This is a genomic window from Alkalilacustris brevis, assembly GCF_003350345.1.
GTDB lineage: Bacteria > Pseudomonadota > Alphaproteobacteria > Rhodobacterales > Rhodobacteraceae > Alkalilacustris > Alkalilacustris brevis.
Map to the genome: position 1 here is coordinate 65,355 of NZ_QNVJ01000020.1, position 15,204 is coordinate 80,558.

At 64.2% G+C, this 15,204-nt stretch carries 15 protein-coding genes; 4 read left to right on the forward strand and 11 right to left on the reverse strand.

What is annotated here, in order from left to right; all coding sequences use genetic code 11:
• Nucleotides 1-108 precede the first annotated feature (108 nt).
• On the forward strand, nucleotides 109-762 hold the full coding sequence (aat, locus tag DQ229_RS02925) for a leucyl/phenylalanyl-tRNA--protein transferase (RefSeq protein WP_114964777.1): 654 nt from the start codon (nucleotides 109-111) through the stop codon (nucleotides 760-762).
• Here aat and DQ229_RS02930 read toward each other — a convergent pair.
• The 5 genes from DQ229_RS02930 to DQ229_RS02950 form a co-directional block, all read right to left on the reverse strand.
• Entirely contained in the window at nucleotides 717-1,250 is a 534-nt protein-coding gene (locus tag DQ229_RS02930; RefSeq protein ID WP_114964778.1) for a DUF2155 domain-containing protein, read from the reverse strand. The two genes, aat and DQ229_RS02930, sit on opposite strands and share 46 nt — an antisense overlap.
• Entirely contained in the window at nucleotides 1,247-1,726 is a 480-nt protein-coding gene (mlaD, locus tag DQ229_RS02935; protein WP_114964779.1) for an outer membrane lipid asymmetry maintenance protein MlaD, read from the reverse strand. The genes DQ229_RS02930 and mlaD overlap by 4 nt, the downstream gene beginning before the upstream one ends.
• 18 nt (nucleotides 1,727-1,744) lie before the next feature.
• Nucleotides 1,745-2,131 (reverse strand): NADH:ubiquinone oxidoreductase subunit NDUFA12, encoded by a 387-nt coding sequence (locus DQ229_RS02940; protein WP_114964780.1) that lies wholly within the window; start codon nucleotides 2,129-2,131, stop codon nucleotides 1,745-1,747.
• A gap of 312 nt (nucleotides 2,132-2,443) precedes the next feature.
• The gene (gene clpX, locus DQ229_RS02945; protein WP_114964781.1) at nucleotides 2,444-3,709 is read right to left on the reverse strand and encodes an ATP-dependent Clp protease ATP-binding subunit ClpX; all 1,266 of its coding nucleotides are present in this window, start codon (nucleotides 3,707-3,709) and stop codon (nucleotides 2,444-2,446) included.
• 127 nt (nucleotides 3,710-3,836) lie between these two features.
• Nucleotides 3,837-4,469 carry an ATP-dependent Clp protease proteolytic subunit gene (locus tag DQ229_RS02950; RefSeq protein ID WP_114964782.1) on the reverse strand — a complete coding sequence of 211 codons (633 nt, stop codon included), beginning with the start codon at nucleotides 4,467-4,469 and terminating at the stop codon, nucleotides 3,837-3,839.
• 217 nt (nucleotides 4,470-4,686) lie between these two features.
• On the opposite strand from DQ229_RS02950, the gene xth reads away from it, so the two are divergent.
• Nucleotides 4,687-5,469: an exodeoxyribonuclease III gene (gene xth, locus DQ229_RS02955; RefSeq protein WP_114964783.1), complete on the forward strand. Its 783-nt coding sequence runs from the start codon at nucleotides 4,687-4,689 to the stop codon at nucleotides 5,467-5,469.
• Between the two features lie 73 nt (nucleotides 5,470-5,542).
• Here the strand turns inward: xth and phaR are convergent, their stop codons facing one another.
• From phaR to phaC, 3 genes are all read right to left on the reverse strand, one after another.
• Entirely contained in the window at nucleotides 5,543-6,133 is a 591-nt protein-coding gene (phaR, locus tag DQ229_RS02960; protein WP_114964784.1) for a polyhydroxyalkanoate synthesis repressor PhaR, read from the reverse strand.
• Between the two features lie 184 nt (nucleotides 6,134-6,317).
• Complete coding sequence (locus DQ229_RS02965; protein WP_114964785.1) at nucleotides 6,318-6,773, reverse strand: phasin family protein; 456 nt, start codon at nucleotides 6,771-6,773, stop codon at nucleotides 6,318-6,320.
• 132 nt (nucleotides 6,774-6,905) lie between these two features.
• On the reverse strand, nucleotides 6,906-8,699 hold the full coding sequence (gene phaC, locus DQ229_RS02970; RefSeq protein WP_114964786.1) for a class I poly(R)-hydroxyalkanoic acid synthase: 1,794 nt from the start codon (nucleotides 8,697-8,699) through the stop codon (nucleotides 6,906-6,908).
• A 105-nt stretch (nucleotides 8,700-8,804) separates the two neighbouring features.
• On the opposite strand from phaC, the gene phaZ reads away from it, so the two are divergent.
• On the forward strand, nucleotides 8,805-10,106 hold the full coding sequence (phaZ, locus tag DQ229_RS02975; protein ID WP_114964787.1) for a polyhydroxyalkanoate depolymerase: 1,302 nt from the start codon (nucleotides 8,805-8,807) through the stop codon (nucleotides 10,104-10,106).
• Here the strand turns inward: phaZ and DQ229_RS02980 are convergent.
• The 3 genes from DQ229_RS02980 to DQ229_RS02990 all read right to left on the reverse strand — a co-directional run bounded on the left by DQ229_RS02980 (nucleotide 10,092) and on the right by DQ229_RS02990 (nucleotide 12,972).
• Nucleotides 10,092-10,802 (reverse strand): alpha/beta fold hydrolase, encoded by a 711-nt coding sequence (locus tag DQ229_RS02980; RefSeq protein WP_114964788.1) that lies wholly within the window; start codon nucleotides 10,800-10,802, stop codon nucleotides 10,092-10,094. The genes phaZ and DQ229_RS02980 overlap by 15 nt on opposite strands.
• Nucleotides 10,803-10,909: 107 nt before the next feature.
• On the reverse strand, nucleotides 10,910-11,662 hold the full coding sequence (locus tag DQ229_RS02985) for an alpha/beta fold hydrolase (protein ID WP_114964789.1): 753 nt from the start codon (nucleotides 11,660-11,662) through the stop codon (nucleotides 10,910-10,912).
• Nucleotides 11,659-12,972, reverse strand: a complete 1,314-nt coding sequence (locus DQ229_RS02990; protein ID WP_114964790.1) for an MFS transporter — start codon at nucleotides 12,970-12,972, stop codon at nucleotides 11,659-11,661. The genes DQ229_RS02985 and DQ229_RS02990 overlap by 4 nt, the downstream gene beginning before the upstream one ends.
• A 251-nt stretch (nucleotides 12,973-13,223) precedes the next feature.
• On the opposite strand from DQ229_RS02990, the gene thrS reads away from it, so the two are divergent.
• Nucleotides 13,224-15,170 carry a threonine--tRNA ligase gene (gene thrS, locus DQ229_RS02995; protein WP_114964791.1) on the forward strand — a complete coding sequence of 649 codons (1,947 nt, stop codon included), beginning with the start codon at nucleotides 13,224-13,226 and terminating at the stop codon, nucleotides 15,168-15,170.
• Nucleotides 15,171-15,204 lie beyond the last annotated feature (34 nt).

Consider the following 15,204-nt stretch of genomic DNA (forward strand, 5'->3'; position numbering starts at 1 on the left):
CAATCCAGCGCAACCTGCCGCCACCCCCGGCACAAAGCCATGGCAGCGGACCACCGGACTGGCATAAGGTCAGGCAGCAACCGCGAGACGAGGCAGGAGCGGCAGCCCATGCGCGCCGAGCAGATCACCCCCGAGCTATTGCTGCGTGCCTATGCGGCAGGCATCTTTCCCATGGCCGAACGGCGCGACGACCCGCGCGTGCACTGGATCGACCCGGAATGGCGCGGGGTCATGCCGCTCGACGGTTTTCACATCTCGCGGTCACTGGCACGGCGCCTGCGGGGCGCCGACTACCGGATCACGGTGAATGCCGATTTCGCGGGTGTGATGCGCGGCTGCGCAGAGCGGCCGGAAACCTGGATCAATGACACGATTTTCGCGCTCTGCCTGCGGCTACACGAAGCCGGATATGCCCATTCTCTCGAGGTGCACGCAGGCAGCGCGTTGGTGGGCGGGGTTTACGGCATCGCGCTTGGCGGCGCGTTCTTTGGCGAAAGCATGTTTTCACGCAGGCGCGATGCATCAAAGATTGCACTGGCCTATCTGGTTGACCGGCTGCGTACGGGAGGGTTCACGCTGTTTGATACACAGTTTCTCACCCCGCACCTGGAATCGCTGGGAGGTATCGAGATCAGCCGTGACGAGTATCGCGAAAGATTGCGCCAGGCGCTTGCGCTGCAAGCGGATTTCCACCGCCAGGGAGGCGCGCCGGGCGCTCAGGAATTGTTGCAGCGCAACAGCCAGACATCAAAACGCGCGTGATCCAGCGCACTCAGCGCCGGGCTTGACGCGATCATCCAGCCGCGGAAAGCCGGTTCCTCAAGATGCGGATCGGCGATCTGGAGATGGGCATAGGCTTCGGCGGCGGCCTCGCTTTCAGGGTAGCGGCAATCGTCAAGCGTGATGTCCAGGCGCCCGAATTGCACTGTCTCGCCCACGGCGATGGATATGTCGCGCGCCTCGCCCGCCACCTTGTCGAGGCCGCGCAACACCGCCCCCGTGGCGGAAACCACGCGCCGGTCCGCAGCACCGCCGGTGATCGATTCGATCGGCTCGAATGTCTCCGGGGCCTCCTCGGCGCTCTCGCCTGCGCGGTCTTCCTCGCGCAGCAATTCCTCAAGGTCCAGATCGAGCTGAATGCCGCCTTCTTCTGCCTGTGCGCGGGCAACATCCGGCACCGCAAGAGCCAGGGCCAGGGCCAGGGCCAGCACGCCCGCAAGGCAGGCCGCAGGTGCCGAACGGCTGTTCATGGTGCCTCCGTACCGCCTGCGGCACTGGCGTCGCTGCCAGTGACAAAACGCATCAGCAAGGTGGGCAAGCTGATCGCACTCTGGGTATTGAAGATCATCGCACCGGGTTCGAGGTCATACGGCGCGCCGCCGGGCACGATCTCGATATAGGTGCCGCCCAGCAATCCTTCGGAGGCGACCAGGGCCATGCTGTCTTCGGGCAGCCGCAACGCAGCATCGCGCAGCCCCAGTTGCAGATCGGCGCGGAAGCTTTCAGGGTTGAGCGACATGCCCGTCACCGAACCGATCTTGACCCCGGCCATGCGTACATCCGTGCCCACGCGCACCCCTTCCGCCGAACGGAACGAAGCGACGAGTTCATATCCGCCTCGCCCGGTCTGCGCGACCCCGGTCGCCTGAACGAGATAGACCAGAAACCCCGCCGCGACGGCCAGAACGACCCCGCCCAGCACTGCATCCGCACGATCAGCCGACATGTCGCGCCACCTCACCGGTCATTCCGGCTGCCATGCCTCGTAGTCGCGGCGCTCGACAGGGTTCTTGCGGCGCAGCGACCCTTCAGGCGCATAAGCCAGCGGCGTGCCGGTCAGGTTCTCGATATGGGGTTTTTCCCAGTCCTTGTGGCGCAGCGGCTTGTCGGTGGGCGCTTCGTCCCAGGTATGGTGCAGCCAGCCATGCCAGTCGGGCGAGATGCGGCTGGCTTCGGATTCGCCATTGAAGATTACCCAGCGACGCTTGCCGTCGCGGGTCTGGTAATAGGCGTTGCCCTGATCATCCTCGCCGACCCGGACGCCCTTGCGCCAGGTGAAGAACTGGGTGCCCAGTGTCTGGCCATTCCACCAGGTAAGCAGCCGAGCCAGGATTTGCGTGATCCGCGCCATGGAACCCTCCGCATAGCTTTTCCCCCCTATGCCGCATGTGCGCGCGGAGGTCCAGTCACATCCGCCGGCGGGCGGGAGCAGCGGCGGATGTGGCGGGCGAGCCCCCCCGAAGCTGTTGGAGTCGCAGGTGGCCACCGGGGGATTGGATATTTTTCTCACAGTGAAGGGCAAGGGGTGAACTGCAATGGCAATGGAGCGCACAAGATGGCGACGGACAACGGACAGGCGGAGGGCGCGCAATGGGAAAGGGCGCGGCCATGACGGCCACGCCCCTGGGAATAGCTTGCGAGACAGGCGCGGCGCGCGCCGGGGTCAGCCGGCCGAAACCGGCTCTTCGCGGCGGTCGGAGTAGATCAGGAGAGGCTTGGCCTCCGAGGTCACGGCCTCTTCGTTGACCACCACCTCCTCGACGCCATCGAGGCCAGGCAGTTCGAACATGGTGTCGAGCAGGATGTCTTCCATGATCGAGCGCAAGCCCCGCGCGCCGGTCTTGCGCGCAATGGCCCGCTTGGCGATGGCGCGCAATGCCTCGTCGGTGAAGGTGAGCTGCGCGTTCTCGATCTCGAACAGGCGTTGATACTGTTTGACCAGCGCGTTCTTGGGCTGGGTGAGGATGGTGACAAGCGCGTCCTCATCCAGATCGGTCAGCGTGGCCACCACTGGCAGCCGCCCGACGAATTCGGGGATCAGGCCGAATTTCAGCAGATCTTCGGGCTCAAGCAGCTTGAGCGTCTCGCCAATGCCTGTCTGGTTTTGCTCCTTGACGTCGGCGCCAAAGCCGATGGCCGACCCCTTGCCACGCTGGGCGATGATCCGGTCAAGGCCGGCGAAGGCGCCGCCGCAGATGAACAGGATGTTGGTGGTGTCGACCTGCAGGAACTCCTGCTGGGGATGCTTGCGCCCGCCCTGTGGCGGCACGGAGGCCACAGTGCCCTCCATCAGCTTGAGAAGTGCCTGCTGCACCCCCTCGCCCGAGACGTCGCGGGTGATCGAGGGATTGTCGGACTTGCGGGTGATCTTGTCGACCTCGTCGATATAGACGATGCCGCGCTGGGCGCGTTCGACATTGTATTCGCTCGATTGCAGCAGCTTGAGGATGATGTTTTCCACATCCTCGCCGACATAGCCGGCTTCGGTCAGCGTGGTGGCATCGGCCATGGTGAATGGCACATCCAGGATGCGCGCCAGCGTCTGTGCCAGCAGCGTCTTGCCGCAGCCGGTGGGGCCGATCAGCAGGATGTTGGATTTCGACAGCTCGATCTCATTGGCCTTGGAGGAATGATTGAGCCGCTTGTAGTGGTTGTGCACCGCAACCGAGAGCACCCGCTTGGCGTGCTCCTGCCCGATCACGTAATCATCGAGAACCTGGCAGATCTCGCGCGGGGTGGGAACGCCATCGGTGGCCTTCAGCCCGGAGGATTTGGTTTCCTCGCGGATGATGTCCATGCACAGCTCGACACATTCGTCGCAGATGAACACGGTCGGGCCCGCGATCAGCTTGCGCACCTCGTGCTGGCTCTTGCCACAGAACGAGCAATAGAGCGTATTCTTGCTGTCGCTGCCGGAATTGTTCTTCATAAGCTACCTCTGCGGCCTCGGTCGGTTTCGGCGGGTATTCTGCCGCCGGGGAAGGCTAACCCCACGGGCCAAGACTAGGCCAGCCCCCCGCTGTTCACAATGTGAAATCGTGACGGAAAGGGCAGCCTCAGGCCTTGGCCTCTTCAGCGGCGGCCCGGCTGGACACGATTTCATCGACAATGCCCCAGTCGCGCGCCATTTCTGCGGTCATGAAATTGTCGCGTTCAAGGGCCTCTTCCACAACCTTGATGTCCTGTCCGGTGTGGTGGACGTAGATCCGGTTGAGCCGGTCGCGCAACTCGAGAATCTCCTTGGCATGGATCGATATGTCGGTTGCCTGCCCCTGGAACCCGCCCGATGGCTGGTGCACCATGATCCGGCTGTTGGGCAGCGAGAAGCGCATCCCCTTCTCGCCCGCGGCCAGCAAAAGCGAACCCATCGAGGCCGCCTGCCCCACCACCAGGGTCGAGACCTTGGGCTTGATGTATTGCATGGTGTCGTAGATCGACAGGCCCGATGACACCACACCACCGGGACTGTTGATATACATCGAGATTTCCTTGGCCGGATTTTCGGCCTCGAGGTGCAGAAGCTGCGCCACGATCAGCGAAGACATCCCGTCATGCACCGGCCCCGTGAGGAAGATGATCCGTTCCTTCAGCAGGCGCGAGAAGATGTCATAGGCGCGCTCACCCCGGCTCGTCTGCTCAACGACCATGGGGACGAGTGTGTTCATGTAGGTGTCGATAGGGTCTTTCATCCGCTGCCTGTCTGTTATCTGCGCCTTATGGCACATATCCTGAGAAACCTTATGGAGTCTTAGTGCCGCGGGCAGCCCCCCGCAAGGGCCAGCCGGATATTCTATGCCGCTGCGGCAGGCGGAAAGCCGCAGCAAGAGGAGCGACCGCGCCGCTTGCCGCGCCGCAAAGCGCAAGCTACCAAGAGGCGGCATTGCGCGCGGCGGCAGGAGGCAAGCCATGAAGATAGCCACGTTCAACATCAACGGCATTCGCGCGCGGGTCGAGGCGCTGTGCGCCTGGCTGGATGCCGCGCAGCCTGATGTGGCGGTACTGCAGGAGATCAAGTGCCTCGATGCGGCCTTTCCGCGCGAGTTGTTAGAGGAACGCGGCTATAACATCGAGACCCACGGCCAGAAAAGTTTCAATGGCGTGGCGATCCTTTCAAAACTGCCCCTTGAGGATGTACGTCGCGGCTTGGCTGGCGACGATTCGGACGAGCAGGCCCGCTGGATCGAGGCCACCGTGACGGGCGACCATTCGGCGCTGCGCATCTGCGGACTCTATCTGCCCAATGGCAACCCGGCGCCGGGGCCGAAATACGATTACAAGCTTGCGTGGATGGCCCGGCTGGAGACACGCGCCAGGGAATTGCTGGCCGCCGAGGAACCTGCCGTGATGGCGGGCGATTACAACGTGATCCCCCTGCCCGAGGATGCCGCCCGCCCCGAAGCCTGGGAGCGAGACGCGCTCGCCTTGCCGGAAACCCGCGCGGCCTTCCGGCGGATCGTCAATCTTGGCTTTACCGATGCCTTTCGTGCGCGCCACGCAGGGCCAGGGCATTACACGTTCTGGGATTACCAGGGCGGCGCCTGGCGCAAGAACGACGGCATCCGCATCGATCACGCGCTACTCACACCGCAGGCCGCCGATCTGCTGACCGACTGCGGCATCGACACCGAGCCGCGCGCGGGCGACAAACCTTCCGATCACACGCCGCTCTGGATCGAGCTGGACGCCTGAAAGCCCGCTTTCCACACGAGCCCCGCGAAGCCGGCAGCCGCGCTTGCAAAAAAGCGCGGCCCGGGCCGGGGCGTTACTTCTTGAGCTTGGAAAGCTGCGCCTCAAGCGCCGCAAGCTGGGCCTTGATCTGTTCGAGATCTTCCTTTCCGGCCCCGCCGCCATCGCCCGCGGGCGGCTCCGCCCGGTCAGCCGCCTGGCCGGCATCCGCATCAGGCTGCGCCCCTCCCCATCCGGCCATCATCGATTTCATGAACGCCTGCTGCTGGCGCTGCATCGCTTCGAACCCCGGCATGTTGCGTATCGGCGGCGGCAAGGTGTTCAGGTTTTCCATCATCTTGCTCTGACCCTCGCGCAGCATGTCGAAGGACATGCTGAGAAACTGCGGCACCACGCTTTGCGCCTGGGTGGTGTAGCTGCGCACCAGATCGGTCAGGACATCGAGCGGCAGCACGTTCTCGCCACGGCTTTCGTGTTCAGCAATGATCTGCAAGAGATACTGACGCGTCAGATCATCGCCCGATTTCAGATCGACGATCTTGACCTCGCGACCCGCCCGGATGAACCCGGCGATATCCTCGAGCGTCACGTAATCACTGGTTTCGGTGTTATACAGACGTCGGCTGGCATAGCGCTTGATAAGAAGCGGCTCTTTGGCGTCGGCCATGGGCATCCTCTCCCGGGTTTGTACCGCCATGACGCGGCGCAGCACAGCCTAGGACAGCCGATTGAAAAAAGAAAGGGCAGGCACGAAGCCCGCCCTTTCCACCGCGCCGGCCGGGAGGGAGGGGGCCAGTCGCGGTGTCTGTCTCGCTCATGTATCCGCGGCATTCGCCCGGATCGCCACGCCCTTACTTGGCGGTGGCGGATGCGGTAGCCTTTTTCGCCGCCTGGGTCGCCTGCGCGGTGGCTTTCTTCATCGCGGCGCTGGCGTCTTGCGAAAAGTCCTTGCCGGTGGCCAGCATGACCTCGATGGTGTCCATCTGAACGCGCTTGGCGATCTCGCCGAAGGCGGCAATGTTCTCGGCCGCGGTTTCAGCCGAAGCCGAAGCGAAATCGGTCACAGCCTTGCTGTAATCGGTCGGCTCTTCGCGCAGTTTCGAGGCCTCGCCAAGCTGGGTCAGGGTTTCCTTGGTCCACTTGTTCGAAATCTCGGCCGATTTCTCGGCGGCTTCCAGCACCATGCGGCTCATCTTTTCGCCGAGCGCGGCCTGGGTCTTGAAGGCATCCTGCATGGACTTCGTGTCCACCGGGAAAGAAGCCATCATGTCCTGCATCATCTTGCTGTAGTCTTGCGTATTCGTCATGGTCCAAACTCCTTGCTACGGGACTTTCCCGCCTGCGACTGATACCTAGATAGATGCTGCAGTGCAGCAATGCAAGGGTTTTATGCTGCACTGCAGCAAGATTTTCCGCGGCGGCGCCTGCAGCTTGCCCGATCACTCCTCGGGCCGGGATAATACATACTGCCCCGGCGCCGGACAAAGCGGCGGGTGGTCCGGCCCGCCAGGCTCACGCGCGGGCACCATCGCACCCGACCGGCGCGCCAACCAGGCCTCCCAGCGGGGCCACCATGACCCATCGTGCCGCTCGGCCCCCGCGCGCCAGCTTTCCGGCTCTTCCAGCGGCGCATCACTGACGTAATGGCCGTATTTCTTTTTTTCGGGGGGGTTCACGATCCCGGCGATATGACCCGATTCCGAGAGGATGAAACTGCGGTCACGGCTGCCCATCTGCGCGATGCCGGCGAAACTGCCGCGCCAATGGGCAATATGGTCGGTTTCGCAAGCGATCGCACAAAGCGGCAGGCGCACGTCCTTCAGCGAGAGCTTCTGGCCGAACATCTCGATCTCGCCCGTGGCAAATCGGTTTTGCTGGCAAAGCCAGCGCAGATACTCGACCGCCATGCGCCCCGGCAGATTGGTGCTGTCGCCATTCCAGTAGAGCAGATCGAAAGCGGGTGGCGCCTCGCCCAGCATGTAGCTGCGAATCGCCGGGCCGTAGACCAGGTCGTTCGAGCGCAGAAAGGAAAACGTGCGCGACATGAAGAAAGCGTGCAAAAAGCCCTTTTCCTGCGTTTCCGCCTCGATCCCATCGACGAAATCATCTTCGAGAAAGACGCTGAATTCACCCTGATCCGCAAAATCGGTCAGGGTGGTGAAAAAGGTGGCAGAACGCACCGAGCGATCCTTGCGCTTGTGCAAGAGTGCGAGCGTCAGCGCCAACGTCGTCCCGGCAATGCAATAGCCCACGGCGTTGACCTTGTCCTCGCCAGTAATCGCCTTCACCTGCGCGATCGCTTCCAGATAGCCCTCTTCGATATAGGTATCGAGCCCGACATCGGCGTAAGAGGCATCGGGGTTCACCCAACTGACGACGAACAGGGTGTAACCCTGATCGACGATCCATTTCACCAGGCTGTTTTGCGGCTTCAAGTCCATGATGTAGAACTTGTTGATCCAGGGCGGAAAGATGATCAGCGGCGTGCGATGCACCTTTTCTGTAGTGGGTGTGTACTGGATCAGCTCGAACATGCGGTTGCGATAGACCACCTGCCCCGGCGTGGTGGCCAGGTTTTCGCCCACGCGAAAAGCGCCGCGGTCGGCCAGTGTGACCAGCAACTCGCCATCGTTGGCCTCGATGTCGCGCACCAGGTTTTCCAATCCCTTGACCAGGCTTTCGCCATCGGTTTCCACCGCACGGGCCAGGGCCTCGGGGTTGGTGCTGAGGAAATTGGCGGGCGAGAACATGTCGATGATCTGGCGGCTGAAATACTGCAGCCGCTTGCGATCGCGCGGCGACAGATGATCAAGTTCCGCGACTGCCCGCTCCATCGCCTCGGAAGTCATCAGATACTGCTGCTTGAGATAGTTGAAATAGGGGTGCGTGTTCCACAGCGGGTTGGAAAATCGCCTGTCGTGGGGCGTATTGTCGGTCGGCGGGGTCAGTGTGCCATCGCGCAAGGCCTCCTGCGCCTCGACGTAATGCTTCAGCGCGTTGCCCCAGTAGCTTACCTGCTGCTCGATGATCCTCGAGGGGTTTTTCATCATTTCCGTCATGTAAGCCGCGCCGGCCTTCATGAAGAGTTCCTGATCAGGCCCCTGGAGCGAAGGCCGCACGCCGCGCCTGCGGCCCATTGCTGCCATGAGCCGTTGCGACAGTTCCTCTATGCGCTTCAGGTTGGCGTTCAGCCGATCAAGCTTTTCTGCGGACTCTTCATGATCGGTTGTCATGGAGTACGAACCCTCCTATCTTGCCGCTGTGCAGCATAACGTCGCGGGGCCTTGGGGGGAAGCGACGATTTTAATCGACGGGGCACCCCCGGGGAAAGGACCGCAATGCGCTACATGTTCACCTACGACCTGATGGAAACGATGCGCAATACCAATGAATGGATGGGCGCATCGGCCCGGGCCATGGCCTCCTACCCTGTATGGGGGATGGTACCACACCCCGCTTTCAAGGTCATGTCGGCCTGGGGGCGCGTCACCGAGCGCACCTTCGCCCGCATGGTCATCAAGCCCGATTGGGGCATCCGCACGGTGGTCGGCGAGGACGGGCGCGACCATCTGGTCGAACGCAGCGTCGAGATTGAACGCCCCTTCGGCGATCTGGTGCGTTTCAACGTGCGCGGGCGGCCCGAAAAACCCCGGCGCATCCTGCTGGTGGCGCCGATGTCGGGCCATTACGCGACGCTCTTGCGGTCAACCCTGGCCAGCCTGCTGCCCGATTCCGAACTTTGGGTGACCGATTGGCACAATGCCCGCGACATCCCTGTGTCGGAGGGCAAGTTCGATATCGAGGATTACACCCTCTACCTGATGGAATTCATGCGCCATCTCGGCCCCGACACTCATGTGATCGCGGTCTGCCAGCCGGTGCCGCTGGCCCTGGCCGCCGCCGCCTATCTGGCCGAGCTGGAGCCCGAGGCACAGCCGCGCACCCTCACCCTGATCGGCGGGCCGGTGGACCCTGATGCCAATCCCACCGATGTCACCGATTTTGGCCGCCGCGTCACCATGGGGCAGCTTGAGCATCTGGCGTTGCAGCGGGTGGGCGCCAAATATCCCGGCGTGGGGCGGATGGTCTACCCGGGGCTTGCACAGCTTGCCTCGTTCATCTCGATGAACGCCGAGCGGCACATGAACGCATTTGCGGAAAAGATCACCGCAGCAGCGCGCGGCCAGGATGCCGAGCGTGACAAACACAACCGATTCTACGACGAATACCTGGCGGTGATGGACATGACGGCCGAATTCTACATGTCGACCGTCTATCGGATCTTCAAGGAACGCGAGATTGCGCAAAATCGTTTCGTCGTGGCCGGACACCAGGTGGATATCGGCAAGATCACCAATGTGGCGGTGATGACGGTCGAGGGCGCCAATGACGACATCTCGGCCCCGGGCCAGTGCCGCGCCGCGCTCGATCTGCTGACCAGCCTGCCCGATGAGATGAAATCCGAGCACCTGGAACCCGAAGCCGGGCATTACGGCATCTTTGCCGGACGATCGTGGCGCGACAACATTCGCCCGCTGGTTCTGAGCTTCATCGACAAACACAGCCTTGATCAGGCGCGGACGCAGCGCGAGGCCGGGCCCGGCAACCAGCACATCAAGCTTGCTTCAAGCCAGGGCTGAAGGCCGCGCGAGCCAGCGCACCAGCGCGCGGGAAAACGCCTCGGGTTGTTCCAGCGGCACGAGGTGTCCCGCTCCCTCGATCCGCTCCCACTCGGCATTGCGCATCAGTTCGGCGGCAAAGCCTTGCCGCCTTTCGGGCACCAGGCCATCATGTGCCCCGCTCAGAACCAGCGCGGGGTGTGGCATCCGGCGCAGGGTTTTCTGCTGATCGGGGCGCCGCTGCATGGCGCGGGCCTGGCGCGTGAACACCGCGGCGCCCAGCGCCGTCGCCATCTGTCGCACCAGGTGCGCCACCTGCATCCGGCCCGGCCCCGGTGCAAGCGCGGTGGCCGGCAGGTCTTCGGCTGCGGCCTCATCCAACCGCCCGGCGCGCGCGGCAAGAATGCGCAACTCGCGCGCGGCGGCGGCAGGCGGGGTTTCAGCCAGCGGGTCGGTCGAGACCAGCGCGATGCGATGGATGCGTTCAGGCGCGCGCTGCAACATCTCCAGCGCCACCGCCCCGCCCAGACCCAGCCCCACCAGCGCAAACCGCGCCGGGGCCGCAGCCAGCGCGTGTTCGGCCATCTCGGTCACGGTCTCGCCCTGTGTCAGGCTTGCCACCTGCACGGGCCGGCTTTGCGAAAAGCGCACGATCGCCGGAAGGTAAAGCCGGGCGTCGCACATCGCGCCGGGAAGCAGGAGCAAGGGCTCGTTCATCGGCCGATCGGAGACTTCGAAATGTGAAATAATGTCAAATATTTACCCTTCAGGTCAGCGCGAATCACCGGAATCATCCATTTTCGCAATGGCCGGCTTGCCGAATATCAGCCCTTGTCCGGCAGTTCCTCAACGCTTGTCGTGATCAGGTAAAGGCACTCGGGCGACGAGAACCGGTGATCCGCGCCCTTCACCAAGACAGCGCGCACATCCGCTGCATCGATATGCTCAAGCAGCCGCAGCGCCACGGAAACCGGCACATCCACATCGGCCGTCCCCTGCAACAGCCGCACCGGACAGGGCAGCGGCAACGGGCTGCGCAGCACCAGGTTGTCGCGCCCGTCCTCGATCAGGCGGCGGGTGATGACATAGGGGTCGTCGGAATAATCCGATGGCAGTTCGACCCGCCCGTCACGCACCAGCGCGGCGCGCTGTTCGGCGTCGAAATCCGCCCACATGGAGTCTTCGGTGAAATCCGGCGCGGCGGCAATGCCCACCAGCCCGGCCACGCGCTCGGGCATGGCGCGCGCCAGCAGCAACGCGATCCAGCCACCCATGCTTGAGCCCACCAGCACCTGCGGCCCCTCGGTCAGCGTGCTTACCGCGGCGCGCGCGTCGGCGGCCCAGTCACCGATACAACCATCCTCGAACGCGCCCGAGGATTGCCCATGCCCGGAATAATCGAACCGCAGGAACGCCCGGCCCCGCGCCCGTGCCCAGGCTTCGAGATGCAGCGCCTTGGTGCCCTCCATGTCCGAGCGAAAACCGCCCAGGAACACCACACCGGGCCCTGCGCCCTGTTGCCGGTGATAGGCAATCCTGCGCCCCTGCGGCGTTTCCAGATATGCGGGTTCGGTCATGTCTTGCCTCCCAATTCCTTCAACCCGTTTGCCACGATTGCCCCCCCCAGCGCCATGGTCGCGAACAGGATCAGCACCGCCTGCGGCCCCAGCAGCGAGGCCAGCGCACCAAAGATACCGCTGGCCAGCAGGATCAACCCGATGACAGTGTTCGCCACCGCCGTGTATACGGCGCGCAGATCGGCGGGCGCCATATCGACCAGATAGGTCGAGCGTCCGATCCGCACACCCTGATGCGCGACCATCAAGACAAACAGCGCCAGCGGCATGGTCCAGAACGCCCCGGCCAACCCGAGCGCAGCAAAGCCCAGCGCCAGACCCATCGCCGCCGCGCCCGAAAGCCCGGTCAGCATCAGCACCCGGCGCGCCGAGCGATCGGCCATGCGGCCCCAGACATAGCCGCTGATCAGCGCCGCCAGCGCCGAGGCCAGCACCAGCGCGCCCAGGCCCGACAGCGCCTCCTCGCCCGCCCCGGCGGCCAGCACCACCAGCCAGGGCGGTGCCAGCGCCGTGGATGTCAGTAGCCCCCGCGCCAGGATGAAGCGCGCAAGCTGGCCGTCCTCGCGCAGGTAGCGCAGGTTTGCCAACGCCGCGCTGATCCCGTTGGCGCCGCCCTCGCTGGCGCCCGGCGCTTCGGCGAGGCCCGCGAATATGGCCGCCGCCACCAGCCACAGCAGGCCCGCCAGTGCCAGCGCCCCCAGCACCAGCCCCATGCGCCCCGTTGCCTCGAACATCAGCAGGACCGCAAAAGCGATCACCACCACCGGTGCGGCCGAGGCCGCAAGCCCCGTGGCCGTGCCCCGGTTGCCCTTGTCGATGGTCTTGCCCAGCACGTCCTTGTAGGCGACCGAGCAGACCGAGCGTGCAACCGCCAGCACCGCAAGGGCCGCACAGATCGCCCAGCCGGCAGCGGCACCCTCAAGCCGCAGCGCAGCCAGCGCGATGGCCAGCGCCGCCAGCCCCTGCACCGCACTGCCCGCCGACCAGGCCCATTTACGCAGCGCCATCGCCCGGATACGTGCCGCCGTGAACAACTGCGGCAACAGCGCGCCGGCCTCTCGAATGGGCACCAGCGCGGCGATGAACACCCCCGGCGCACCCAGCGCGGCAAGCAGCCAGCTCAGCACCAGCTTCGGGTCGACCAGCCCGTCAGCAGCCTTGAACAACCCCAGCGCGCCGACATGGCGCATGAAATTTCCCGGCTGTTCATCGCAGGCGCGTTCGGGAATGTCGCGGCAGGTGCGGCCGTCATCCTCGGCGGTGAGCGCCTCGAAGGCGATCTCGACCGGGCGTCTGGCTGGGTCGGGCATGGCAGGGGATCTCGGGCTTCGGTGATATGGCGGTCGGGTGCCGATACTGGCCGCACGCCGCCCCAAGGTCAAACCGATTGCCGGGCGCAGGTTTCCCGTGCACCACGCACGCAGGTATTTGCGCGCCAGAACCTGCAGCCTGGCGCGCCCCACCCGAGGCTTGACACTGCCCGCGCCCGCGATTACCGGCAGGCATCACATACCCGCAACCGGGCGTTCCGTGGGCGCCAAACCGACGAGGAGCAAGGCCGATGGCCCAGATTTCCCTGACATTTCCCGATGGCAATGCACGCGAGTTTCCCGCCGGCGTGACAGCGGCCGATGTGGCCGCGTCGATCTCGACCTCGCTGGGCAAGAAGGCAATATCGGCCAGTGTGAACGGGCGCCATTACGATCTGCAATGGCCGATAGAGGAAGACGCCAGCATCAGCATTCACACGATGAATGACGACGCGCAGGCGCTGGAGCTGATCCGTCACGACCTGGCCCATATCATGGCCCGCGCCGTGCAGGAGCTTTGGCCCGATGTGAAGGTCACCATCGGCCCGGTCATCAAGGATGGCTGGTATTACGACTTCGACCGCAACGAGCCCTTCACCCCTGAAGACCTGGCCGTGATCGAAAAGCGCATGCGAGAGATCATCAACGCGCGCGACCCGGTGCACACCGAACTCTGGAGCCGCGAGCGGGCGCTGGCACACTACGAAACGACCGACGAGCCCTTCAAGGTCGAACTGGTCGAGGCGATCCCCGAAGACCAGCCGATCCGCATGTACTGGCACGGGCACTGGCAGGATCTGTGCCGCGGCCCGCACCTGCAGCATACCGGCCAGGTGCCCGCCGATGCCTTCAAGCTGATGAACGTGGCCGGCGCCTATTGGCGCGGCGATAGCGCCCGGCAGATGCTGCAGCGTATCTATGGCGTCGCCTTCAAGACCCGCGCGGATCTCAAGGCGCACCTGACCATGCTGGAGGAGGCCGCCAAGCGCGACCACCGCCGCCTGGGCCGCGAGATGGACCTCTTTCACATGCAGGAAGAGGCCCCCGGCCAGGTGTTCTGGCACCCCAATGGCTGGTCGATCTACACCACGCTGCAAGATTACATGCGCCGCCGTCAGACAGCAGGCGGCTATGTGGAGGTCAACACCCCGCAGGTGGTCGACCGCAAACTCTGGGAGGCCTCGGGCCACTGGGAGAAGTACCAGGAGCATATGTTCATCGTCGAGGTCGACGAGGAACACGCCCGCGAGAAGGCCGTGAACGCGCTCAAACCGATGAATTGCCCCTGCCATGTGCAGATCTACAATCACGGGCTGAAAAGCTACCGTGACCTGCCGCTGCGCATGGCCGAGTTCGGATCGTGCAACCGCTACGAGCCTTCGGGCGCGCTGCACGGGATCATGCGGGTGCGCGGCTTTACGCAAGACGACGCGCATATCTTCTGCCGCGAGGACCAGATCGAGAGCGAAACCCGCCGATTCATCGAATTCCTCAGCGCAATCTACCGCGACCTGGGGTTCGAGAAATTCGCGGTGAAGTTCTCGGACCGGCCAGAGACGCGTGCTGGCGAGGACGCCGTCTGGGACAAGGCCGAGGAGGCGCTGAAATCCGCGACCGAAGCGGCCGGCTATGCCTATGACCTGAACCCCGGCGAAGGCGCCTTCTATGGCCCCAAGCTGGAATTCGTGCTGACCGACGCGATCGGCCGCGACTGGCAGTGCGGCACGCTTCAGGTGGATTTCGTGCTGCCCGAGCGGCTGGATGCCACCTATATCGGCGCCGATGGCGCCAAACATCGCCCGGTGATGCTGCACCGCGCGGTGCTGGGCTCGTTCGAGCGTTTCATCGGCATCCTGATCGAAAGCTTTGCCGGCAAGCTGCCCTTCTGGCTGGCGCCGCGGCAGGTCGTGGTAGCCACCATCGTGTCGGATGCCGACGACTATGCCCGCGAGGTGGTGCAAACCCTGCGCGCCCACGGCATCCGCGCCGAAGCCGATCTGCGCAACGAAAAGATCAACTACAAGGTGCGCGAACACTCGGTCGGCAAGGTGCCGGTGATCCTGGCCATCGGCGCGCGCGAGGTCGGTGAACGCACGGTATCGCTGCGCCGGCTGGGTGAGCAGCGCACCTCGACCGTGGGCCTGGACGAGATTGCAGGCACATTGGCAGCCGAAGCCACCCCGCCCGACCTGCGCTGACCCCGCGCGCGCGGGGCCGCCTTTGGCCGGCGCC